Source organism: uncultured Merdimonas sp. (assembly GCF_963929015.1).
In the GTDB taxonomy this organism is placed as follows: domain Bacteria; phylum Bacillota; class Clostridia; order Lachnospirales; family Lachnospiraceae; genus Merdimonas.
In genome coordinates this window covers 44,581-69,525 of the sequence record NZ_CAWVHE010000012.1, presented here as the reverse complement: position 1 = coordinate 69,525, position 24,945 = coordinate 44,581, and the positions used below count along the sequence as shown (strand labels likewise).

Sequence of the window (24,945 nt, the reverse complement as noted above, 5' to 3'; positions counted from 1 at the left end):
AGATAGATTCATTCTTATAACATCAGTTATCAGACATTTTATCTGAAATCATGTCGCAAAGGAGTGGACAGCATGAAGTTTATCATTATCGGAAAAAACATCGACGTCACACAGGGGCTCAAAGAAGCCGTAGAAAGCAAGCTGGGCAAGCTGGAAAGGTATTTTACTCCTGATACGGAAATCCACGTTACCTTAAGCGTTCAGAAAGAACGCCAGAAAATTGAAGTTACCATTCCGGTCAAGGGCGGGATCATCCGCTCCGAGGAAGAATGTAACGATATGTATGTATCCATCGATCTGGTGGAAGAGATTATCGAGCGTCAGCTTCGGAAGTATAAAAACAAACTGATCGCAAAACATCAGGAGGGCGGAAATTTCAAGCAGGAATTCTTTGAAAAGGAAGACTCCGCCGAAAACGACGGCGAGATCCGGATCGTCCGCACGAAAAGATTCGGATTTAAGCCGATGTATCCGGAGGACGCCTGCGTACAGATGGATCTTCTGGGACATGATTTCTTCGTATTCCGCAACGCGGAGACCGATGAAGTCAATGTGGTCTACCGCAGAAAGAACGGAACCTTCGGTCTGATCGAGCCGGAATGCTAAGCTTCTGCACACAGGGTACATAAAAGAGAGGGGAACGCCCCTCTCTTTTTTTCTGCCTCTTTCTTCTTTTTTATGCAGGTCCCAGGATCACCGGCTCCTGGTCGACCAGCGCAAACACACAGGTTGCTTCCTCGGTCAGCTGCGCCGCTGCGCTGGTCGCTTCCGTAATCTCCTGCTCCGCAGCAGCCAGTTCTTTCTCCGGCACAAGCACGGTCAGTTCCACTGCCTCTGTATAACGGGACTCCAGCGTCTTGATCTCCCGCTTTGCCAACAGGTACTGGATCTTACCAAGACCTGTGTAATCCACCTTGATCCGAAGTTTTACCCCCCGCCTCCTGGTGATCATCACCGAGGCGTCAAGCCCTGCGCGGACTGCCTCCGAATAGGCCCGCACAAGCCCTCCTGTGCCAAGGAGAACGCCTCCAAAATACCGGGTAACCACCACGCATACATCGCTTAATGATTCTCCTTCCAGCACAGCCAGCATGGGACGCCCCGCCGTTCCCTGGGGCTCTCCGTCGTCGCTGCACCGCTTCAGAGGCATTTTGCTTCCATTTCCTATAATATATGCAAAACAATTGTGGGCAGCGTCCCAGTATTGTTTTTTCAGAGACTCGATAAATTCCAGCGCCTCTTCTTCTGTTTTCACCGGTTTTACAGTCGCGATAAACCGGGATCTTTTCTCTGTAATCTCCGCCTGTCCGCCTTCATAGACGGTACGATTTTTACTGTCCATGCTGTTCCTCCCCTGTTTTTTTCTTCACTAATAAATATAACGAATTTCTTAAGTTTTTCCTACTGAAATATGAACTTTTTATTTTTTTCTTTATAAAGCCCCATATCTCTGATATAATGACTTGGAATGAAGGAGGTCAAAATTCATGAATTATGGCAGGAAAAAAGCTTCTCAAAAGCAGAAGAAGATCACATCCAAGTCCACAATGCAGGGAAAGCGCGTAGGCGTCCGCCTGTTTAAGGCTTTTCTTCTCTGTCTGATCGTGATCGCCGTGGCAGGCGCTGCAGGCGTCGGCGTTTTTGCCATGCGTATCATCAGCAATGCGCCGGATGTAACCCCGGACGACGTCCGTCCCAAGGGATACGCCACTACCATCTACGCGGATGACGGCGCCACACAGATCGAAGAGCTGGTGACTTCCGGATCAAACCGTGTTTATGTAACCATAGATCAGATCCCCAAAGATCTTCAGCACGCCTTTGTGGCCATAGAGGACGAGCGTTTTTACGACCATAACGGCATCGATCTTCAGGGAATCGCCCGGGCTGCTGTGGTGGGCATCACTTCCGGAGGTTTTTCGGAGGGCGCCAGCACACTGACCCAGCAGCTGATCAAAAATAACGTGTTCCCGGAATTTGTCCACGAAGAAACCTTTTACGACCGTCTGGAACGAAAGCTTCAGGAACAGTTCCTGGCTCTCCAGATTGAAAAGCAGATGAATAAAAATGAGATCCTGGAAGCCTATCTGAACACCATCAACCTGGGCCAGAGCACGCTGGGCGTGCAGGCGGCTTCCGAGCGCTACTTCGGGAAAGACTGTTCTGAGCTGACTCTTTCCGAATGTGCGGTGATCGCCGGCATCACGCAGAATCCCACCCGGTACGATCCTGTGACAAACCCGGAGGAAAATGCCAAACGCCGGGAAAAAGTGCTTGGAAATATGCTGGATCAGGGATACATCGACCAGGCCGCCTATGATGAGGCCATGGCTGACGATGTGTATTCCCGGATCCAGAGCGTCAACACCACCCAGGCTGCGGACACGTCCTACAGCTATTTTGTGGACGCCCTGATCGAGCAGATCATGGACAACCTGACCACGCAGCTTGGCTATACCGAATCCCAGGCATACAACGCTGTTTACAGCGGAGGCCTTAGTATCTACTCCACGCAGAATCTTGCCATGCAGCAGATCTGCGACGAGGAGATGAACAACGACGCCAACTATCCGGGGCTTAAGGAATACGGACTGGACTATGCACTGACTGTTACCAGGGCGGACGGCACCGTGGAAAACTATTCCTCCGGCCACATCAAACAGTATGTACAAAATGCTTACGGCAACAGCCAGGGTCTTGTATACTCCAGTGAAGATGCTGCCAGAGCCATGGTGGAAGAATGGAAGACCACCATCGCCCGGGAAGGCGATACCTACGACGAAGTGATCAACATCACTCCACAGCCCCAGGCATCTGTTACCATCATTGACCAGGCTACCGGCCAGATTAAGGCCATGGTCGGCGGGCGCGGAGCCAAAAATACCAGTCTTAGCCTGAACCGGGCTTATACCGGTTCCAAGCGTCAGCCTGGTTCTACCTTTAAGATCCTGACCGCCTACGCGCCGGCCATTGACACCGGAGCAGCCTCCCTGGCCACCCTGATCAAGGACGAGCCCTACACCTTAAACGGCGGGCAGGTTCTCCGCAATGCCAACGGACGCTATACCGGCAACCGGACCATGCGGGAGGCCATCGAATGGTCCATCAACGTATGCGCGGTAAAGATGAGCGATCAGATCACCCAGCAGGTGGGATTTGATTATGCCGAGAAACTGGGCATCAGCACTCTGGTTGAGAGCAAAGAGATCAACGGCGGCACCTTTACCGACCTGACACAGACTCTTGCTCTTGGCGGTCTGACAGAGGGCGTGTATAATTATGAACTGTGTTCTGCCTTCGCGGCGATCGCCAACGGCGGCGTCTACAACGAGCCCATGCTCTACAGCAAGGTGCTGGATCACGACGGCAATGTGCTCCTGGACGGCACCGGAGAAACCCACGAGGCTATAAAAGCCAGTACGGCAGCCTGCCTCACCAGCGCCATGCAGGACGTTGTGAACAGCGGTACCGGTACCGCGTGCCGGCTGGACAATATGCCGGTTGCCGGAAAGACCGGTACAACGACAGATAACATCGACCTGTGGTTCTGCGGCTATACGCCTTACTATACCTGCGCGGTCTGGGGCGGATATGATGAAAATAAAGAATGCGGCTATGACACCAACTTCCGTTTCCGTCTCTGGAAAGGAATTATGAGCCGGATCCACAGCAACCTGCAGCCAAAGGAATTTACAATGCCTTCCACTGCTCAGGAACAATCCGTGTGCAGTGTTACCGGCCTGCTCCCGGGATCCAGATGTCCGCGGACTACCGAGCTGATCGGCGTGGACGTAACCACCACGCAGTGTGACGGAAACCACGGCGGTTTAAGCTCAGGCAAGGGCTCAGGCGGCAGCGGCACCCGGGGATCCGGATCTGGCGGCGGAGGCAGTACCTCCACCACACCGGATACCGATACTGGCGGCGGCAATACCACCGGTGGCGGCGACAATACCACTGGCGGCGGACAGACCGGCGGCGGTGGACAAACCGGTGGCGGTGATGCCGGCGGCGGTGGACAGACCGGCGGCGGTGATGCCGGCGGCGGTGGACAGACCGGCGGCGGCGATGCCGGCGGTGGTGGACAGACCGGTGGCGGTGATGCCGGCGGCGATGGACAGACCGGCGGCGGTGATGCCGGCGGCGGTGGACAGACCGGTGGCGGTGATGCCGGCGGCGGCACTACACCTCCTGCTCAATAAAACAGAGCCTGTCATGAGTTTTAGATAAGAAACGTGCGCCGCCAGGCGCACAATCCAAAAAGAGGAATCCTTATGCAGGATTCCTCTTTTCTCATCTCTTTTATGCTTTTACCTGTATCTGCTTTTTCTAAACCTCGCTTTAGGATCCAGTCCGCTTCCCTGTTACAGGATCAGCTTAGCCGCGCCGCAGATGCCGGCGTCATTTCCAAGCTGTGCCAGTACAAACCGGGTATCCTGGTTTGCGAAAAAAGCTTTTTCATGGAAATACTTTTCCACATATTCCAGCAGGATCTCCCCTGCTCTGGAAACACCTCCGCCGATCACGATCACTGCAGGGTCCGTGATCACTGCAATGGATGTAAGTGCGTAACCAAGATATCGGCCAAATTCTTCGACGATCTCTCCGGCAACTGTATCGCCCTCCTTTAAAGCATCAAAAACCGCTTTCGCACTTATCGCGGCTCCTCTTAAGGAAGAAGGACTGTCATCTTTCTCCAGCCGTCTTCTGGCCAGTCGGCTGATACCGGTGGCGGATGCATACTGCTCCAGGCACCCGGCTCTGCCGCAGCCGCACGCTTCTGTTTCCGCTTCATTCACACAGATATGTCCGATCTCTCCACCTGCGCCGTGGGCTCCCACCAGCGGTTTCCCGTTTACGATGATGCCGCCGCCGACACCGGTTCCCAGGGTGACCATGAGCATGTTTTTCCGGCCTTTTCCGGCGCCCAGCCACATTTCCCCAAGCGCAGCCATGTTGGCGTCATTGCCGGCTGCCACGGGAAGTCCGGTCAATTCTTTCATTTCCCGGGTGACTTCTTTATAGCCCCAGCCAAGATTTGCCGTCTTCTGTACCACGCCGTCGTCCATGACAGGCGCCGGGATGCCGATCCCGATCCCTTCCACTTCGTCCTTTGCGATGCCTCTTTCCTGCATCTTTTTCTCCAGAGACTCTGCCACATCCGGCAGGATGGCTTCACCATGATTTTCCGTGCGGGTCTTGATCTCCCATTTCTCCAGCAGATCTCCTTTGGTTGTAAAAAGTCCGATCTTAACCGTCGTTCCTCCAATATCCACACCAAAACAATACTTCATCTTCTCTTCCTCTCTTTTGCAACATTCTTTTCTTATTTTCTTGCCAGATTCTGCTGCACTCTCTTATACAGCTCCTGGGCGGCATTATACCCCATCTTTTTCTGTCTGTAATTGATGGACGCCGTCTCCACGATCACGGCCAGATTTCTGCCCGGACGGATGGGAAGCTGATGGCAGACCACTTTATTTCCCAGGAACTCTGTGTACTGCTCTTCCAGTCCCAGGCGGTCGTATTCCTTTTCCTTATCCCACTCTTCCAGAGTGATGACCAGATCAATGTTCTGGGTCTCCCGGACACTTAACACACCAAACAGCGTCTTCACATCCACGATGCCGATACCCCGAAGTTCAATAAAATGCCTGGTGATATCCGGCGCCGAGCCCACCAGCGTCTCATCACTGACCTTGCGGATCTCCACCACGTCATCGCTGACCAGACGGTGTCCACGTTTTACCAGCTCCAGCGCGGCCTCGCTCTTTCCGATGCCGCTCTCGCCCATGATCAGCACGCCCACACCGTAGACATCCACAAGGACGCCGTGGATGGAGATACAGGGAGCAAGCTGCACATTCAGCCAGCGGATGATCTCTGCCGTAAAGGCGGACGTCTTTTTCTCCGTAATAAAGATTGGCACATCCGCTTCTACCGCCATATCAAGAAGCATCTGTTCCGGAGGGAGGTTCCGGCAGAAAATGATGCAGGGGATCTTATAAGACAGAAGGGTACGGTAGACCTCTCTTTTCTTTTCCTCGTCCATCTTCTCCAGGAACGTATACTCCACATAACCGATGATCTGTACGCGCTCCGAATCAAAATGTTCAAAAAACCCGGTCAGCTGCAGCGCCGGCCGGTTAATGTCCGGCACTTCTACCTTCTTGTCGTTGAGTTCCACATCCGGCGTCAGGTTTTTCAGATTCATTTTTTCCACTATTTTCTTTAATTCCACTGTCTTAGCCATAGCTTTCTCCTTCTTCCGTTCTAATAGAACTATTGTACCACATCAGTGAAAAAATTTATATACATCCGCCGCCGCTTTTTCATTCATGGACGGCAGTTCCTTTAACTCTTCGATCGACGCGTTCCGGATCGCGTCGATATTTTCAAAATGCCGCATCAGATCCTTTCTTCTTGCAGGCCCTACGCCCGGAATATCGTCCAGGATCGAGTGGACCTGATTCTGGCTTCTAAGCTTGCGATGAAAGGTGATGGCAAAGCGGTGCGCCTCGTCCTGGATCCGTGTGATCAGTTTAAAGCATTCTGAATCCCGGTCAATGGGCAGCTCCTGGTTTTGATAATACAGTCCCCGGGTCCGGTGATTGTCATCCTTGACCATACCGCAGACCGGGATCGACAGTCCCAGATTGTCCAGCACCTTAAGCGCGATATTTACCTGCCCTTTGCCGCCGTCCATCAACAAAAGATCCGGAAATGCGGTAAATCCTCCCAGTTCTTTTCCTTCCTCCTGCTCCCGAAGTCCGTGGGTAAACCGTCTGGTCAATACCTCTTCCATGCTGGCATAATCGTCCGCCCCCTGGACGCCCTTGATCCTGAACTTGCGGTAATCGTTCCTCTTGGGCTTCCCTTTTTCATAAACCACCATGGAACCTACTGTGGCAAAGCCGCTGATATTGGAGATATCATAGGCCTCCATCCGGACAATGCCTGTGAGGCCAAGCAGCTTTTCCAGCTCCCTGACCGCCCCGATGGTACGTCCTTCCTCCCGCTTCAGCCGTTCCCTGTCGGTACTTAGCACCAGTCTTGCGTTCCTGGCAGCCAGCTCCACCAGCTTTTCTTTCGTTCCTTTCCTCGGCACTTTGATCTGTACTTTATGGCCCCGCTTTTTGGTCAGCCATTCTGCGATCAGCTCCTGATCGTCAATCTCTTCCGGCAGCATCAGCTCTGCAGGAATATAAGGCGTTCCCGCATAAAACTGTTTGATAAAACTGGAGAGAGTCTCCTTTGCCGACTCTTCTTTTGCAATCTTCAGATAAAAATGATCTCTTCCGATCAGCCTGCCGCCGCGGATAAAGAAGACCTGAACTACTGCGTCTTCCCCTTCCACTGCCATGGCCAGAATATCCCGGTCGTCTCCGGCGCCGGCGGCATCTGTGATCTTCTGCTTCTGGGCGATCTTCTGCACGCTGGAGATCAGCTCCCGGTATTCGATGGCCTTTTCAAATTCCAGAGCTTCCGAAGCAGCCTCCATTTTTTCCTTTAGCTGTTCCGTGATCCCTTCATAATTGCCGTTCAGGAATTTCAGAACCTCCTGCACAGACTTCTGGTATTCTTCTTCCGACACATATCCCTGGCAGGGCGCATTACACTGATGGATATGATAATTCAGACATGGACGCTCCTTTCCCACATCTCTCGGAAGCTTCCGGTTACAGCTGCGGATATAATAAAGTTTCCGGATCAACTCAATCGTGTCTTTTACAGCGCCCGCACTGGTATAAGGGCCAAAATACTTCGCCTTATCCTTCACCATCCGTCTCGTCATCATGATCCTTGGATAGGGCTCCTCTACCGTCACCTTGATAAAAGGATAGGTCTTATCATCCATCAGCATGGTATTATATTTCGGCCTGTGCTCCTTGATCAGGTTGCACTCCAGCACCAGCGCCTCCAGCTCCGAATCCGTCACAATATATTCAAACCGGCTGATGTGGGTCACCATCTGCTCAATCTTAACCCCTTTGTTGCGGCTGCTCTGAAAATACTGCCGCACGCGGTTCTTCAGGCTGATGGCCTTTCCCACATAGATGATCTCATCCTTCTCATCGTGCATCAGATAGACACCTGGCTTTCCCGGCAGCTTTTTCAACTCCTCCTGAATATCAAACATAGCAAACGCTCCTTACATATAAATGGGGACGGGGGATTTCCAGAAATCCCCCGTCCCCAGAAACATTTATATTTCTTCCACTGGATTCATCGTGATCCGTTCTTCTTTCTTTTTCTCTTTTGTTTCCGGATCAATACCTTCTACTTCATAGAAGATATCCATAAATTCTTTTCCGGTGATGGTTTCTTTTTCGATCAGGAAGTCCGCGATCTTATCCAGAGAACTTCTGTGTTCTGCCAGCAGACGTTTTGCTTCCTCATATGCGTTTTTCAGCATCTTCATCACTTCGTGGTCGATCTCGGAAGCTGTCTCTTCGCCACAGTTGGCGACCGGACGCCCGTCCAGATAGCGGTGCTGGATGGATTCCAGACCGATCAGGCCGAATTTTTCACTCATACCGTACTGGGTGATCATGGCTCTCGCGATACTGGTGGCCTTCTCAATATCATTGGACGCGCCGGTGGTCACAGTATCAAAGACGATCTCTTCTGCCGCCCGGCCTCCCAGCATGCCTACCAGCATAGCCTCCAGTTCTTTTTTGGTATTCAGGAACTTCTCTTCCTCCGGCGTCTGCATGACATAGCCCAGAGCTCCCATGGTCCTGGGAACGATGGTGATCTTCTGCACCGGCTCGGAATCTTTCTGCAGGGCGCTGATCAGCGCGTGGCCCACTTCGTGATAGGACACAATCCGGCGTTCTTCCTGGCTCATGATGCGGTCCTTCTTTTCTTTTCCTACCAGCACCACTTCCACAGCCTCAAAAAGATCCTGCTGGCACACGGCATTCCTGCCGTGCTTCACGGCATTGATGGCCGCCTCGTTGATCATATTGGCAAGATCCGATCCCACAGCGCCGGAAGTGGCAAGGGCAATGGCCTCCAAGTCCACCGTCTCATCCATCCGCACATCCTTGGAATGAACCTTCAAAACGTCGATCCGGCCTTTCAGATCCGGTTTCTCCACAATGATCCGGCGGTCAAACCGTCCGGGACGAAGAAGCGCCGGATCCAGGATCTCCGGACGGTTGGTGGCCGCCAGAAGAACCAGTCCTTTATTGCTTTCAAACCCGTCCATCTCAGCCAGCAGCTGGTTCAGGGTCTGCTCTCTTTCGTCGTTGCTTCCCAGCTGGTTGTCACGGCTCTTTCCGATGGCGTCGATCTCATCAATAAAAATGATACAGGGCGCCATCTGCTGCGCCTGCTTGAAGAGATCCCGCACACGGGAAGCGCCCACGCCTACATACATTTCCACAAAGGCAGAACCACTCAGGGAGAAAAATGGCACATTTGCCTCTCCTGCCACCGCCTTTGCCAGAAGGGTCTTACCGGTTCCCGGAGGTCCTACCAGAAGCGCGCCCTTGGGAAGCTTAGCCCCCACGCTGGTATATTTCCCCGGATTGTGGAGGAAATCCACCACCTCCTGGAGCGATTCCTTAGCCTCATCCTGTCCGGCCACATCCCGGAAGGTAACGCCGGTCTGCTTTTCCACATACATCTTGGCATTGCTCTTGCCAATGCCCATCACACCGCCGCCTTTGCTCATCTTTCTCGTCATCCAGACGATCATTCCTACCAAAAGCGCGATCGGCAGGAAGGTGGCGATCAGCTGAAAGATCATGGCTGATGTGGTATCCGGAATCTCCTGCTCATACTCAACGCCGGCTTTGTAGAGCCGGTCAGAAAGACCATCGTCCTCTACCCGCCCGGTGTAATATTCCCTGGCTATCGGCTCTCCGGCTTCCTTCTTCGCAGTAATCACGATCTGGCTGCTCTGGATCTCTACCTTGTCTACCTTGCCCTCATCTACCATTTTCAGAAATTCATTATAACTGATCTCCTGTTCTGCGCCGCCGCCCTGAAACTGATAAAGGGCCATCACAAGCAGGGTGGTGATCAGAGTCACGATCAGGACAAAAGACAGGCCTTGTCTGTTATTTCTGTTATTTTGATTATTATTCTGATTATCCACGTTTGTTCCTCCTAATGTTACTCTTCCATTATACGGACAGCCCTTTCTGAAATCAATAAAAACATGCTTTCTTCACCGTTTTTTCATGGTTTGGATACTTTTTTCTTTGTTTTTTTATATTTTGTCTGCTAAAAGGATCCCGCAATTCTTCTCCGGACAAAAAAACACCCCCTTTACCGGATTTCCCGATAAAGAAGGTGCGTATTATCTGCCTTTCAACGTACTTCAGCTCCGGATGAGTGATGACCAACTTTCATTCGGCGCTGTGAGCGTTGCCATCTGATCACATTCCGGGTAAATAATCCTTTTCGACTATACACCGGATTCTTTGAAAAACACAGGGCTGTTTTCATATTTTGCTTCAAAAGTCGCCTGGATGGACAGCTTCTTAAACTGCTTCTTATCTACCGAGCCGACCATAACCGAGGTATGTGCCTGGCACCCTGCCAGCTTAGGCAGCTGATCCAGGGCAAGCTGCGCGTTCCTGTCGGTGGCCGCGCTGACCGAAAGGGCGATCAGCACCTCATCCGTATGGAGTCTGGGGTTGCGGCTTCCCAGATATTTGGTCTTCAGGATCTGGATCGGTTCGATGGCTGCAGGAGAGATCACATGACATTCATGGTCAATTCCCGCCAGTTCCTTCAGCGCATTGAGAAGAAGAGCCGCACAGGCGCCCAGAAGATTGGACGTCTTGCCGGTGATCATCCGCCCATCCGCAAGCTGAAGGGCGGCAGCCGGGCCTCCGGTCTCTTCGGCGCGTTTTAACGCCACATCCACCACCGGACGGTCATGGACCGTGATGCCGGCCTGGTTCATCAGCATCTCAATCTTGTAGACCTCATCTTCCGCACAGGAACCGGCCAGGAAACGCCCCAGCGAGTCATAGTAGCGCCGGATGATCTCCTGCCTGGAAGCCTCGCGGCAGGCCTCGTCATCGCAGATACAGTTGCCGGCCATGTTCACTCCCATATCCGTCGGGGATTTATAGGGGCTTTCCCCGTAAATCTGCTGGAACATCGCATTTAACACCGGGAAAATCTCCACATCCCGGTTGTAATTTACAGTAGATTCCCCATAAGCTTCCAGATGGAAGGGGTCGATCATATTGATATCATTCAGGTCCGCGGTAGCCGCCTCATAAGCCAGGTTGACCGGATGCTTCAGCGGAAGGTTCCAGATGGGGAAGGTCTCAAACTTGGCATAGCCGGCCCGGACGCCTCTTTTATGCTCCTGGTAGAGCTGTGAAAGGCAGACGGCCATCTTGCCGCTTCCCGGTCCCGGGGCGGTAACCACGACCAGAGGTCTGGAGGTTTTGATATATTCATTTTTCCCGTATCCGTCATCGCTGACGATCAGCGGCACATTGGCCGGATATCCGGGGATCACATAGTGCCGGTAGACCTTGATGCCCATTTTCTTCAAACGGTTCCGGAATAAATGGGCGCTTTCCTGTCCGCCATATTTTGTAATGACAACACTGCCTACATAAAGACCATTCTGCCGGTAGACGCTGATCAGACGCATCACGTCCTTATCATAAGTGATGCCCAGATCCCCGCGGACCTTATTCTTCTCAATATCTTCGGCGCTGATCACGATAACAATCTCCGCCTGATCGGCAAGCTGCTTTAACATGCGAAGCTTACTGTCCGGCTGAAAGCCCGGAAGCACCCGGGAAGCATGGTAGTCGTCAAACAGCTTTCCTCCAAATTCCAGATACAGTTTGTTGTCAAAGTGACCGATCCGTTCCCGGATATGAGAAGACTGCATTTGTAAGTATTTGTCATTATCAAATCCTGTTTTCATAAATACCTCATTCCTCTGCTTATTTTTTATCACCAATATACCAAGTATACTACAAGACCAGTGGATTTTACAATCATTTCGTCAGGTTTTCTTGTGCCGCTTTGTATAGGTGTCAATGATTGGTAACACTTCACCCCGAAAGGAATGTCAAGGGTAAGGTGGAGATTCCCGCAGGGAATACTACCTGACCTTGACATTCCTTTGTGATATAATGGTGTGCGGCGGCAGCATCCTTTGCTGTCGCCCTTGTCTGCTTTAAAACATAACTCCCTGATACATTCTTACTATCGTATTCGGACTTCTCATTCCTAAACAGGTTTTGATATAAGTGTTTGATTTCTTCTGATATACGGCTAGCTGTTTTCTCCCATCTTCCAGATTATACATACGCATTTTTTTATAGAACCTTGCTTCATCTGTTCGATGCTGCCGTTCCACTTTCCCGTTGTGTCGCGGCGTTGCGATCTGAATCCGGTGATACAGGATTTCCAACTCCTTAAGTGCCTCTTCAAACATTGTTAAATGCGTACTTTTAATTACCAACAGCCGATTGGTGAACTCCGATCCGTTATCCGTCTGCACTTCCCGGATTGGAAAAGGGGCATGTTTGATTAGCTTCACCAGGAAATCTCTGGAACTATAGGTACTGTGTTCATCATACATTTCCCGATAAGTCCATCTGCTACATTCGTCTACCGCTGTATATTGATAGTATTTCCTGCCATCTGTCACGCAATAGGAAGGAACATACTTCACATCTATCTGTATTTTCTGCCCTGGGTAATCTGCACGCTGATAAGGCTTGATCTTTCGTTTCTTTTTCTTCTTTTTCACTGGTTTCAAGGCTTTCAGCCGGGCAGCGACTCGTTTAAATCCCCCGTAGCTGCGCCTATACCCATCTTTTTCTACCAGTTCCTGATATGCCAGGATCAGGTCTGTCCATTTATATTTTTTTAGGCGGCGCCGGATTTGCCGTAGTTCCAGCTCTGTATGACTTTTTGGCGATGTTTTAGGCCTGTGGCTGCGATCTTCCAGACTGGCTGTTGTCCCATCGTATCGAGAAAGCCATTTGTAGACCGTTTTTCGGCTTACTTTATAACGGATCGCCGTTTCTGTTACAGAATGATTCTGAGCATATTTAACAATACGTTGACGCTGATATTTGGGGTGTGATAAACTCGACATACAAGGATTCTCCTTTTGATCGGACTATTGGTTTCTCGACAATTCCAATATATCACATCAAGGTGGGTCCTTGTTTTTATTTTGTTACCTATCTATTGTACCCCAACATTCGTCAGGTTTTCTTGTGCCGCTTTCAGAGCCGCTCTCACCACCTGGTGCATGTCAAAATATTGATACATTCCCAGACGGCCGCCAAAGATCACATGCTCTTCTTTCTTTGCCAGCGTCCTGTATTTTTCATACAAGGCATTATTTTTCTCATCATTCATGGGATAATAAGGTTCTTTTCCCCTGCTCCAGGAAGCCGGATATTCCCTTGTGATCACCGTTTTCTCAGACACACCGGATCCGCTGCCGCCATAACCGCCCTGGCAGCCGTACTCAAAATGCTTATGTTCGATGATGCGGGTATACGGGATCTCATACTCTGTGTAATTCACCACCGCATTCCCCTGGTAATTCTCCATGTCCAGCACCTCTGTCTCAAACCGCAGGCTCCGGTACTCCAGTTCCCCGTAACAATAATCATAGTATGCGTCGATCATACCGGTAAACAGCAGATTTTCAGCCTCTTTCATCAATTCCTCTCTCTGGGTGAAAAAGTCCGTGTTCAGCCGGACCTGCACGCCATCCAGCATTTTTTCAATGATCCGGGTATAGCCGCCCACAGGGATTCCCTGATATTTGTCGTTAAAATAATTATTATCGTAGACAAACCGCACAGGAAGCCGTTTGATGATGAAGCTGGGAAGCTCTGTAGCCCTGCGGCCCCACTGCTTTTCCGTATACCCTTTTACCAGCTTTTCATAAATATCTTTTCCAACCAGAGAAATGGCCTGTTCTTCCAGATTCTGCGGTTCCCGGATGCCGGCTTCTGCGATCTGATTTTCTATGATTTCCTTTGCCTGGGCAGGCGTGTGGATCCCCCACATCCGGCTGAAAGTATTCATATTAAAGGGCAGGTTGTAGACCTCATCCTGGTAACGGGCCACCGGACTGTTGGTGTAACGGTTAAACTCTGCAAACTGCTGCATATAGTCCCAGACCTCCCGGTCCGAAGTGTGGAAAATATGCGCGCCATACTGGTGGACCTGGATCCCTTCGACCTCTCTGGTATAAATATTTCCACCGATATGGTCTCTCTTATCAATCACCAGAACCTTCTTTCCGGCCTTTTTTGCTTCATGGGCAAACACCGCTCCAAACAGGCCGGCTCCCACGATCAGATAATCATATGTTTTCATGATGGCTCTCCTCTCATTTTTCCCAACGGACCGTACTTCCCTGCTCCGTCTTTGTAATGACCAGCTTCCGGTCGATCTGTTCTTTCAGTTCATTGACATGGGAAATGACCCCTACCAGGCGCTCTTCTCCTGCCAGGTCTGTCAGCACCCGGATGGCCTGTCCTCTGGCCTCATCATCCAGAGCGCCGAATCCCTCGTCCACAAACATGGTGTCTATAGAGACCGCTCCGGCTGTGCGCTGCACAACATCCGAAAGCCCCAGTGCCATAGACAGGGACGCCATAAACGCCTCGCCTCCGGAAAGGGTCCGCACATCCCGGACTGCCTCGCCTGCCAGGTGGTATACGTCCAGATCCAGCCCGGCCTGCCCCTGACTGCCCAGATCGCCGATCTCCCTGCACTGCAGAAGAAATTCCCCTCCGGTCATCCGGATCAGTCTCTGATTGGCCGCCCGGATGATCTTTTTAAAATACTGGCGCTGGACATAGGTTTCAAAATCCAGCTTTGCCGTCCCGCTTAGCGTGCCGTTGGCAGTTTTGCTTAAGCGGCTCATGGTTTCATATTCCTTCCGGAGACTCTCCCCTGTGCTCTCGCAGCGGCGGATCGCTTCCAGAGCTTCCTGGTTTTTCTGATTGTCCCCGTACAGTTTCAGATGCTCCCTCTGCACCTTCTGTGAAAGTTCCTTTGCAGCCAGGATCTCTGACTTTATGCTCTCCAGATCTGCCGGTTTCCTTCCTTCCAGCTGTTCCCGAAGACTTTGGATCCTGCCTTCGGCTTCCCTGCAGTTTTGCCTGTAATCCGCAAGGCGCCTCTCCCACGCTTCCTTCTCTGTTCCGGTACATCGCGCGTCCTGATATGCCGCTTCATCCGCAAATCCCAGAGACCGGAGAGTTCTCTGATAAGCTTCCTCCTGCCGGTTCTCTTCCTCCTGCTGCCGCAGGACCATTTCCTCCAGCCTGTGGATCTGCCCTTTCAGATTGCTCTTTCGCCCTTCTGCTTTCTGCCAGACTCTTTCTGCCTCTGCAGCGGCGTCTGCGGCCTCTTTGATGGCGTGTTCCATGCGGGTCAGGGTCTCCCTGGCCACAGATTCTTCGGGAACCGGAAGTCCCTGTGATCTGGCCTTGCAGGCTGCGGCCAGCTCCCGGATCTTCAGCCGCAGCGTCTCCGTCTCGCCGCGAAGTTCTTCTTCCTCTTTTTGAAGCAGTTTCCCTCTCTCCTCTGCCTCTTTTTCTTCCCTGCAGGCCTTCCGGTACTGCTCCAGCTCGTTCCTGGCCTGATCTTCTTCCTCTGTTAGCCGGGCCGCTTCCTGTCTGCCTTTTGCTTCTTCTTTAAGCAGCGCTTCTTCGGCCTCCTCCTTATTAACTTCCATTCCGGGAAAAAACCTTTCCCAATCACTCTGGAAAACCTCCTCCAGGGTGCGAAGGCCGGACAGCGCCTGCTGGTAATCCTCTGCCGCCCGGTTTCGGACTTCTTCCGCCTCATCCCGGCTTATTTTTGCTTCCTCCACCTCCTGCTGGGCCGGCGCCTTCTCCTCTCGCAGGCAGGGCGACGGATGATGGACCGAACCGCATACCGGACAGGGAACGCCTTCCTTCAACCCTTCTGCCAGGATGCCTGCCTGTCCGTTAAAAAACGCCCGGTAAAGGTCCTCATAAGCATCGTGCAGGCTCCGGTAGCTTCTGGTTTTATCCTCCAGCTTCCGGTGTTTTTCCAGACAGTCCCTTTCCCGCAGGCAGATTTCCTCACGCCGCGCCTTCAGATCCCGGATCCCGGACCTTCGTTCCTCCAGTCTTTTCCTCCGGGCGTCCAGCATCTCCAGGACAGCTTCCCGGTTGCCATAAGCTTCCCGGATCTTTCCTGCCTCCTCCAGCTGTTTTTCCAGCGCTTCTTTGCTCTTCAAGACCTGATCCAGATGGTTCTGCCGCTCTTCCAGCTCGCTTTCTTTTTCCTTTCTCTCCCGGAGAAGAGCTTCCACTTCCCGATAAAGCGGCAGGGCATTCCGGTACCGGATCACTTCTTCTGCACAGGCCTCTTCGGTACGCTGCCTTTTCTCCCTGGCTTCCCGGAGGGCTTCCAGCGACTCCTTTGTTTCCCGCTCCGCCGTCGCAGCGCTTTCCCTCACCTCTGTAAGCTCCCTATCGCTCTCCCTCAGCCGTCCGGCCGCCTGCCGGAACTTTTCTTCTTCCACAACAACTTTTTCTGCCTTCCCGGCAAGAGCAATTTTCTCCTCCAGTTCCCGGTAAACTTCCGCCTGCCCTTCGTACACCCGCTTCTTTTCCAGCTCCTTTTCCAGCGCCCGGGAAAGGATCTCATACGTCTCGGCACTTTGCCGGACTGCTTCCAGTTCCCGGATCTTCTCCTCCTGGGACCCCAGACAGCTTAGAAGCTCCTGTTCCTTTCTGCGTCCTTCTCCCAGTATCTCTTCCAGCTCCTCTGTCACATCCTGCCAGGGTGGAAGTTCCATCCTCTTAAGCTCTTCCCATCTTTCCATAGCATGGAATGTATTTTCCACCCGTTCCATCTCGCTTTTCAGCCTTTTCTGATTCTCCTCCAGACCATCGTAAAGCCCGGTCACCCGCCTTTTTAACGTTTCCTGCGCCCTGGCGCAGACGCCGGTCTGAAAGATTCTGGAAAAGATTTTTTTTCGGTCTTTGGATTCTGCCAGCAGCAATTTGAGGAAATCTCCCTGCGCGATCATGGCCGTCTGCGTGAACTGCTCCGCCGTAAGCCCCAGGATATCGGTAATCTTCTGGTCTGTTTCCCGTTTTTTCCCCCGGAACACCTGTCCGTCCGGGAGCGTCAGCTCCACGCCGGCAGTCTCCTTTACCATGCGGATCTCCCCGTCCTTTGAGCGCCGCCTGGACGCCCGCAGGTACTCCGGATTTCTCCGGACCTGGTAAATCTCTCCCCTGTAAGAAAAGGTGTAGTCTACATAGGTGTCCGCGTCCTCTTTTGCATACTGGCTCCGCATCATCTGACCGTCTCTTCGGCCCCCGCTGGTACGGTCGTAAAGAGCGTAAGTAATGGCATCAAAAATCGTCGTCTTTCCCGATCCGGTGTCTCCGGTGACCAAAAAAAGCCCGCCTGACAGATCCGAAAAATCAATCGTCGTCTTCCCGGCATAAGATCCAAACGCCGACATTTCCAGCCTGACCGGCCTCATAGTTCTTCCTCCCTTGCCTGTTCAAATACTTCCTTCATGATCAACTGCTCCTCTTCTGTCAGTTCTCTTCCCTGCATCTCCCTGTAGAAATCCCCGAACACCTCCGGCGGGCTCTTGACCGTCAGCTCTTCCCCCATCCCTTCCAGGGCTCTTCTGGTACGGCTGTTCTCCACCCGCACCTCCAAAATGCGGTGGTATACCTGCTGCAGCTGCTCCTTTGGCTTATAGAGCTCTTCTTCGTCTGTCAGCGTCAGGCTGATATAGGACTCCCGCTCTTTTTCCGTGGCATGTTCCAGTAGCCCGGACAGAGAACCTTCTTTCTTACAGACATCCCTTAGGGGCGTAAGCTCCAGAAGGTCGATCTGCGGCGGCGTCCCTTTTTCTCCCAGGGTTACCAGGTGGAGGGCTTTCTTCTGGCCCGCCTCACTGACCGAATATTTTAACAGCGTCCCGCAGTACCGATACGCCTCGTCTCCCACCGCCTGGGCGCTGTGCAGATGTCCGAAAGCGCCGTAGTCAAAGCCACGGACCACCGAGACGTCCGCCTGATCCAGCCCGCCCACAGAAAACACTTCCGAATCACAGGTAAGGGGTTCGCCGCTTCCCCGGTAAAACTGATGGGAAACCAGTACATTTCTTTTATTTATAAAATCAATCTCTTCCCGGTCGATCAGCTTCTTCAACGCATCCGTGTAGGTTTCCGGCGGATCTTCCGAAAAGAGATGCCGGACATGGGACGGCTTCACAAAGGGAAGCAGATAAAAAACCACTTCCCCATATTCATCCTCCAAAGTCACCTTCTGTAAATGCTCGTCTCCCACGTCCCCGGCAAGATAGATCTGCTGGTTCTTCAGAAGCGCCGCGGCATACTGCAGACGTTCTGCAGAATCGTGGTTTCCACTGATGATCAGGACCGGGATCCTGGGACGGATCTCGGAAAGACCGGTAAGGAACTCATCCCACAGCGTTACCGCCTCTGCAGAGGGCACCGTTTTATCGTACACGTCTCCTGCGATCACCACGGCGTCCGGATGGATTTCCTCTGCATAGCGGATCACCTGTCCCAGGATGTGGATCTGATCCTCCCGCAGATTATAATGATGAAGCTGCTTCCCGATATGCAAGTCTGACAAGTGGAAAAATTTCATGAAAACAACCCTTTCTACTTTTTTACGATTCGTATAACTCCATAAACCGCATCATAATGGTAGCACATTCCGCACGGCTGGCATGGCCCCCCGGATCCAGCATGGTCTGGTCATATTTCCCGCTGATGATGCCGGTGCCCACTGCCCACTGCATGGCCTCTCTGGCAAACCGGCTGACTCTGGAAGCATCCTTATACCCGCTGAAATCTGCTCTTGCAGAGATATCATATCCTTTATATCCTGCATAGCGATACATCATCACCGCCATCTGTTCCCGGTTGATCGGATCTCCGGGGCCGAAATTGCCATTGGAATATCCGGTTACCACTCCGGTCTGCGCTGCCCAGAGAATCGCGTCTGTATACCAGATGCCGGCTCCCACATCTTTAAATTTCGCAGTATAGTTTACTGCCGGAGCATCATTCAGCCGATGGAGGATCACGGCAAACTGCGCGCGGGGCAGTGTTTCCAGCGGTCCAAACACATTCGAGTTCAGTCCGGTCATAATCCCCCTTGCATAGACGTACTCTACCGCATCCCAGTACCAGTCAGGCGTTGCCACGTCCCCATACGGACGATCCACTGATATATAAAATTCTTTGCTCGCCTCTGTCCCAAGTTCATCCTTTACCCAGAGCGTCATGGTATATCCGTTGATGTACATCGGGCGCCACTCCAGTTTATTATTGATGCTGTATTCCTGCAGAGTTACGACTTCGCCCCCAAATGGCATCACCGTAAATTTATACTGATAAGTTCCAAGTCCACCTTCCGCCGCAAACTCTACCGGGCAGGCTTCGCCAAGATCAACCCTGTCCGGACAGGTCAGATACAGTCTGATTGCTCCGGGCCCGACATTGATATAAACACTGTCAGAAACCGTTTCTCCACTGGAATCGGTAAGATAGACTGTGAAAACATAAGCGCCGGGAGCATCCAGCCATTCGTAGGTACGTCCTAACTCATTCTCAACAATCTCGGTCTCTACCCCGTTATAAGTATAAGTGAATCTGTAGCTATAGTCATCTTCTGTTCCGCCGCTGGCTTCCGCCTCCATATAATAACTTTTTCCGGAAACAACCTCTTCCCCTTCATCCAGGAAGTTCAGCTTCACTTTCAGAGGCGGTCGTTCTACTACTTCATACTCCATCTCATCGGACACGATGAGATAATTTCCCTCGTCTCTGTCCCGGCCTTCTGCATATACTCGCAGCGTATAGGTTCCCACCTTATCCGGAATCCACTCTACTTCATTTTCATACAGCGCAAAATCCGATATGATCTGCTCTTCCCCGCCTTCATAGCTCTGAGTGAATTTATAATCCGGCGCAAGAAAATTAGACTCTGCATATAAAGTAATCACTTCTCCCTTGCTCTGCGGAGCCTCAAGATCCGCTGTAAAGCTGGTAATCATATACTGACACTTTGTAATTTCGTATTCCAGGTCACAGTATGTCTCCTGCCCGCCTTCATCCTTTGCATAGACACGTAGGGTATAGATCCCTGCTTTTGTGCCGACCCATGTTGTGTCCGCCTTCTCATCATAATCCCGGATTATTGTCTCTCTGCCGTCAAAAATATAAGCAAATTTATAGCTCATATTTCCGCTTCCGCCGATCGTCTCTGCATAGAGCGTGATCCAGGTAGAATTGTCCTGCGGCGCGGAAAGACTGGTAAACAGTTTCACCTCCAGCGGTTCGTCCTGGATCACATAACTGATCTCCCGGGAAACCTCACTTCCGACCTCATCTTTTGCATACACACAGAGCGTATAGGCGCCGCCGCTCTCTGGCAGCCAGAGCGCTACATTGTCCCCATAGTCCTGGATCACTTCTGTGCTGCCCTTTGTAGCCGTAAATTTATAGCTGACCGTTCCAACGCCGCCTGCCGTCTGCGCCGTCAGACTGATCGTTGAGCCGTTGGGCTGTGGAGACGCTTTATCTGTAGTAAAAGAAAGCAGTTCCAGAGGTTCCGCCCCCGGAGTACCCTGCGCCTGTGCCACCGCCTTATCCAGCTGGATCAGGCCATATCCGTATGTATGATCTCTTCCGGACGCCCCCAGATCCCGCGTCGTATCCATCAGGATCTTTTCCACCTGCTCCACGGACAGATCCTGGTTCACATACCGGATCACGGCCGCCGCTCCGGCTGTGATAGGCGATGAGAAAGAAGTGCCGTTTGCCCAGCTGTATCCACCCTGATTATTTGTGGTATAGACCTCCTGTCCAGGCGCACACAAGTCCACCATGGAGTTGCGGTTAGAAAAATTGGCGGCAATATCGTTTTCTGTAGTTGCCCCGACAGATAGCACCCCTTCAAAAGACGCCGGATAATTATAGCTGGTATCTCCATCATTTCCTGCAGAGGCCACCAGCACCACGCCTGCGTCCCTGGCTTTCTGAATCGCGGCCTGTTCTACCGTGCTGCCTGAACTGGATCCATAACTCATATTTACCACCTGGATATCACCTCTTTGAACCACGTCCATAAGAGCAGACATGGCATAATCCAGACGGATCCCTCTGTCCGTAGAAGTTATGCCGCCGGTACGATAGGCAACCACCTTAATATCTGCAGCTCCAACCACGCCGGGAAATCCAATCCCGTTATTTGCTGTGGCGGCGATCGTTCCGGCCACCAGGGTTCCGTGACCTGCCACGTCACGCATAGACGCCCCGGTATCCGCCACATAATCATAACCAATCTCACATCGTCCGCGCAGATCCTCATGATTCATATTTACGCCCGTATCGATCACGGCTACCTTCACTGTCTTATGCGCCCCCAGCTGATTCCACACTTTATCCGCGCCGATCTTCTGGAACTGCCAGGCTTTGCTTACCCCTGGATCATTTGGCAGCGCGTCCACTTCCATGATCTTGTTTCTAGACGCCGCGGCTACTCCCGGTGTCTCTTCCAGCTCCTGAATCAGCGCGTCTGTATCCACTCCCTCCTCCGGCGTGATCACATCTACACTATCGCTGACAGACTCGCCTTCGGCAATCTCTTCCTCATCCAGACCAAGCGCTTTTACATTATTTTCCTCCGGTTCCTCATACAAGATAACAATCTGATCTTCAACCGGCGTCTCATCCGAGATATCCGGCACCTCGTCAAGACTGCGGACCACATCGCCCTCTGTCTCTTCCGGCTCCGCGGCCATCACAACTTCTGCCCCAAAGGTCTGAACCAAGAGCACGCCTGCCAGAAATACCGCCCACATTTTCTTTTTCATAACCATCCCTCCATTCCAAAATGTTTCAGGCGCGTTTTCAGGATCCAAAATATAACTTTTTGCTTTACATTTGAATCTATCTTACACTATAATCTTCTTAGCTATCAAGAGATATTCGCAGGAAATCTCTGTACCGGAAAGGATTTTATCATTATGCTTCGTGAGATAGATTTTGCAGAAGTTTCAGACGGAAAATTTTATCAGCCTGGCGACATGGTGAAGGCGGACTGCCAGGGATGTGAAGGCTGCTGCGACTGCTGCCGCGGCATGGGGACTTCCATTGTCCTGGATCCTCTGGATGTCCACCGGATCTCCACTGGCCTGGGGAAATCTTTTGAAGAACTTCTGGGCCCCCACCTGGAACTGCAGGTCGTAGACGGGATCATCCTTCCCAATCTTCGTATGGCAGGGCCAGACGAAGCCTGTACTTTTCTGAACAGCAGCGGACGCTGTTCCATCCATCCCTTCCGCCCCGGCATCTGCAGGATCTTTCCTCTGGGCCGCTACTATGACGGAAAAGGATTCCAATATTTTCTGCAGGTTCACGAATGTCCTAAGCCAAACAAGACGAAAGTTAAGGTCCGCAAATGGATCGACACTCCGGACGTCAAACGCTACGACGCCTACATTTCCGACTGGCATTATTATCTGAAAGGCCTGCAGGAACAGGCGGCAGCTTCCGAAGGACCAGAAACCATCAAACAACTAAGCATGTCCGTACTGACTGCATTTTATGTACGCCCCTTCCGGGCAGACCGGGATTTTTACGAACAATTTTACGAGAGGTTGAATGAACAATGAAGAAAATACTAATGATCGCAACCGGAGGCACCATTGCCTCCAAGGAAGGAGGAGACGGGCTGACTCCCGCCATGACAGGGGAAGAACTGGCGGCGAATGTGCCCGGCATTGAAGAGAAATGCGACCTGACTGTCCTTCAGTTAATGAACATTGACAGTACCAATATGCGTCCCAGGCAGTGGATCATGATCAGTGATACAATCCTGTCCCATTACGACAGCTTTGACGGCTTTGTGGTTCTTCATGGGACAGATACCATGGCCTACACTGCGGCCGCCCTGTCCTATCTGATCCAGGACTCCAGGAAACCCATCGTACTGACCGGTTCCCAGAAACCCATGGGCGACCCCTATACTGACGCAAAACTAAATATTTACCAGAGCATCCTCTATGCCCTGGACGACAACTCCTGCAGGGTCTCTATTGTATTTAACGGCAAGGCCGTGATCGGCACCCGGGCAAGGAAACAGCGCACCCGCAGCTTCGACGCCTTTGAAAGCATGAACTTCCCGCCCCTTGCCATCATCCACGACGACCGGATCATCCGCCACTACACCGGCCTGATCCCCGAACCTTCCGATCTGAAAGCATACCACCACCTGGACGACCGGGTATTCGTGCTGAAGCTGACCCCGGAGGTCAAAGCAAATATTTTCTATCTGCTAAAAGAAGATTATGACGCCATCATCCTGGAGACCTTTGGCATCGGCGGCATCCCGGAATATGACGACTCCTTCCAGAAAGCCATCTTTGACTGGGTGGATTCTGGAAAGACTCTGGCTGTTACCACGCAGGTGCCGGAAGAAGGCTGCGACCTTCAGGTCTACCAGGTGGGCAAAAAATACAGCGACTATCCGGGCATCCTTCAGGCCGGAGACATGACCACAGAAGCCATTGTGGCCAAGATCATGTGGGTGCTGGGGCAGACCCGTGACCGGGAGGAAATCCAGGATCTGTTTGAGAAAGTCATCAACCTGGACCGCCAGGAAGATATCCGTTAATCGAATAGCTTAAAACTGTCGGGCGCAGGATCGGGTATCTTTTCCCATCCTGTACCCGGCAGTTTTACAATCCATTGTCCTGATTTGCGGCTACCAATACGCTCTATTATCCCTTTTTCTCTCAGTTCTTTTATAACTCTTCTTATTTGCCTGTCAGAACGATTTAATTTTGTGGCAAGCTGCGCCTGCGTTATATGAGAATTTTCTTTTATTGCTGATAATACTATTTTCTCTAAAGAATTATCTAATAGGACATTTAATGGGTCTTTTATTAGGACATTTTGATCTTTTAAAATGTTCTGCTGTCCTAAAGGTGTAAATTTCATCATAATATCTTCTAAATGAAGCGTATATTCCGGCATTGGAACACCATGCTTTTTACAGGCTTCACATATTTTTTCTATCCCGCGCCCCCACGTTTCCACGTATCCTGCCCAGAAAAATCCATTAGCAATATTGGGATTATAGGGCTGCGACCTATGACGCTCCATCAATGTTTCCACAGTCCATCCGACCGGAAAAACGCAGTCATTACTGATATATACCGCGTCCTCATGTATCCGGATCTGTATCGGAACCAGCGCGGATAAGTCTCAATTCTGGTAACGTTATCGTAAGATATCATTGCTTTCATATATCTTAGATATATCAGTTCTATAACTCTATCTGCCTGGATAAACAGAGAACCATGAATCTCATCCTGATAACGCAGATCAGAGCCCTCGCCAAAATATCCGATTTTGATATATGCCCCCGTAACCCACTTTTCCGGATTTCGATGAAACAAGAGAATTGCTGCTCGTTTCAGCTTGCCATGTTCAAGAAGGCCGAGGTTATCCAAAAGCTGCTCGTTACTCATATTCAGATCTTTTTCTGTCATACGACCACTTCGCAGAGCTTCTCGCCGGAAAATGTCAAAACTCTCTTTGTCCAGATCGTCAACTGTAACGCCATCCACCGGAACTGCATCCCAGCTATATCCTGTTTTAGACAATAAAAACTCTGTCAAAGCAGCTCCTCTGAGAAGTTGCTTTGTACTGCCGCTGCGATAATACCAAGAATATCCCGCACTTTATTAGGGATATCTTCCAACAGCTTTTTACTATCCTTCACACCAATGACATTTCCATTGTCATCGGTTCCAATATATATCTTGCCGCCTTGAGCATTTGCAAAACCACAGATCCATTTCAGATACTCATCTCGCCAGGATTCTTTCCATTCTGTGTTTTGGTTTTCTGACATACATTTCCT

General features: G+C 51.5%; 18 protein-coding genes. 4 read left to right on the top strand and 14 right to left on the bottom strand.

Annotated features, from left to right (window positions below; genetic code table 11):
- The first annotated feature begins 72 nt into the window (after window positions 1-72).
- On the top strand, window positions 73-606 hold the full coding sequence (gene raiA, locus ABGT54_RS06555) for a ribosome-associated translation inhibitor RaiA (protein ID WP_346663350.1): 534 nt from the start codon (window positions 73-75) through the stop codon (window positions 604-606).
- A gap of 70 nt (window positions 607-676) precedes the next feature.
- On the opposite strand, the gene ABGT54_RS06550 is transcribed toward raiA, so the two are convergent.
- The gene (locus ABGT54_RS06550; RefSeq protein ID WP_346663349.1) at window positions 677-1,342 is read right to left on the bottom strand and encodes a YigZ family protein; all 666 of its coding nucleotides are present in this window, start codon (window positions 1,340-1,342) and stop codon (window positions 677-679) included.
- Between the two features lie 145 nt (window positions 1,343-1,487).
- On the opposite strand from ABGT54_RS06550, the gene ABGT54_RS06545 reads away from it, so the two are divergent.
- Entirely contained in the window at window positions 1,488-4,202 is a 2,715-nt protein-coding gene (locus tag ABGT54_RS06545; protein WP_346663348.1) for a PBP1A family penicillin-binding protein, read from the top strand.
- Window positions 4,203-4,364: 162 nt separating this feature from the next.
- On the opposite strand, the gene ABGT54_RS06540 is transcribed toward ABGT54_RS06545, so the two are convergent.
- The 10 genes from ABGT54_RS06540 to ABGT54_RS06495 all read right to left on the bottom strand — a co-directional run bounded on the left by ABGT54_RS06540 (window position 4,365) and on the right by ABGT54_RS06495 (window position 21,889).
- Window positions 4,365-5,294 carry an ROK family glucokinase gene (locus ABGT54_RS06540; protein ID WP_346663347.1) on the bottom strand — a complete coding sequence of 310 codons (930 nt, stop codon included), beginning with the start codon at window positions 5,292-5,294 and terminating at the stop codon, window positions 4,365-4,367.
- 32 nt (window positions 5,295-5,326) lie between these two features.
- Window positions 5,327-6,253, bottom strand: coding sequence for an HPr(Ser) kinase/phosphatase (gene hprK, locus ABGT54_RS06535; protein WP_346663346.1), 927 nt, complete (start codon window positions 6,251-6,253; stop codon window positions 5,327-5,329).
- A gap of 42 nt (window positions 6,254-6,295) precedes the next feature.
- On the bottom strand, window positions 6,296-8,140 hold the full coding sequence (uvrC, locus tag ABGT54_RS06530; RefSeq protein WP_346663345.1) for an excinuclease ABC subunit UvrC: 1,845 nt from the start codon (window positions 8,138-8,140) through the stop codon (window positions 6,296-6,298).
- Between the two features lie 66 nt (window positions 8,141-8,206).
- The gene (ftsH, locus tag ABGT54_RS06525; RefSeq protein ID WP_346663344.1) at window positions 8,207-10,108 is read right to left on the bottom strand and encodes an ATP-dependent zinc metalloprotease FtsH; all 1,902 of its coding nucleotides are present in this window, start codon (window positions 10,106-10,108) and stop codon (window positions 8,207-8,209) included.
- Between the two features lie 312 nt (window positions 10,109-10,420).
- On the bottom strand, window positions 10,421-11,914 hold the full coding sequence (locus ABGT54_RS06520; RefSeq protein WP_346663343.1) for a DUF1846 domain-containing protein: 1,494 nt from the start codon (window positions 11,912-11,914) through the stop codon (window positions 10,421-10,423).
- A 255-nt stretch (window positions 11,915-12,169) separates the two neighbouring features.
- A complete protein-coding gene (locus tag ABGT54_RS06515) occupies window positions 12,170-13,099 on the bottom strand; it encodes a DDE-type integrase/transposase/recombinase (protein WP_346662884.1) in 930 nt (309 codons plus the stop codon).
- A gap of 92 nt (window positions 13,100-13,191) precedes the next feature.
- Window positions 13,192-14,343 carry a UDP-galactopyranose mutase gene (gene glf / locus ABGT54_RS06510; protein ID WP_346663342.1) on the bottom strand — a complete coding sequence of 384 codons (1,152 nt, stop codon included), beginning with the start codon at window positions 14,341-14,343 and terminating at the stop codon, window positions 13,192-13,194.
- Between the two features lie 13 nt (window positions 14,344-14,356).
- Window positions 14,357-17,506: an SbcC/MukB-like Walker B domain-containing protein gene (locus ABGT54_RS06505; protein WP_346663341.1), complete on the bottom strand. Its 3,150-nt coding sequence runs from the start codon at window positions 17,504-17,506 to the stop codon at window positions 14,357-14,359.
- Window positions 17,503-18,654 (bottom strand): exonuclease SbcCD subunit D, encoded by a 1,152-nt coding sequence (locus ABGT54_RS06500; protein ID WP_346663340.1) that lies wholly within the window; start codon window positions 18,652-18,654, stop codon window positions 17,503-17,505. The genes ABGT54_RS06505 and ABGT54_RS06500 overlap by 4 nt, the downstream gene beginning before the upstream one ends.
- Before the next feature lie 22 nt (window positions 18,655-18,676).
- On the bottom strand, window positions 18,677-21,889 hold the full coding sequence (locus ABGT54_RS06495; protein WP_346663339.1) for a S8 family serine peptidase: 3,213 nt from the start codon (window positions 21,887-21,889) through the stop codon (window positions 18,677-18,679).
- A 153-nt stretch (window positions 21,890-22,042) separates the two neighbouring features.
- Between ABGT54_RS06495 and ABGT54_RS06490 the strand changes: the two genes are divergently transcribed.
- Window positions 22,043-22,690 carry a YkgJ family cysteine cluster protein gene (locus tag ABGT54_RS06490; protein WP_346663338.1) on the top strand — a complete coding sequence of 216 codons (648 nt, stop codon included), beginning with the start codon at window positions 22,043-22,045 and terminating at the stop codon, window positions 22,688-22,690.
- Complete coding sequence (locus ABGT54_RS06485; RefSeq protein WP_346663337.1) at window positions 22,687-23,691, top strand: asparaginase; 1,005 nt, start codon at window positions 22,687-22,689, stop codon at window positions 23,689-23,691. The genes ABGT54_RS06490 and ABGT54_RS06485 overlap by 4 nt, the downstream gene beginning before the upstream one ends.
- Here the strand turns inward: ABGT54_RS06485 and ABGT54_RS06480 are convergent.
- Genes ABGT54_RS06480 through ABGT54_RS06470 form a run of 3 tightly spaced genes read right to left on the bottom strand, consistent with a single transcriptional unit; the run spans window position 23,688 to window position 24,936 of the window.
- Entirely contained in the window at window positions 23,688-24,230 is a 543-nt protein-coding gene (locus ABGT54_RS06480) for an ATP-binding protein (protein ID WP_346663444.1), read from the bottom strand. The two genes, ABGT54_RS06485 and ABGT54_RS06480, sit on opposite strands and share 4 nt — an antisense overlap.
- On the bottom strand, window positions 24,182-24,700 hold the full coding sequence (locus tag ABGT54_RS06475) for a hypothetical protein (RefSeq protein WP_346663336.1): 519 nt from the start codon (window positions 24,698-24,700) through the stop codon (window positions 24,182-24,184). Before ABGT54_RS06475 ends, ABGT54_RS06480 begins: the two co-directional genes overlap by 49 nt.
- The gene (locus ABGT54_RS06470; RefSeq protein ID WP_346663335.1) at window positions 24,697-24,936 is read right to left on the bottom strand and encodes an ATP-binding protein; all 240 of its coding nucleotides are present in this window, start codon (window positions 24,934-24,936) and stop codon (window positions 24,697-24,699) included. The genes ABGT54_RS06475 and ABGT54_RS06470 overlap by 4 nt, the downstream gene beginning before the upstream one ends.
- Between the last annotated feature and the right edge of the window lie 9 nt (window positions 24,937-24,945).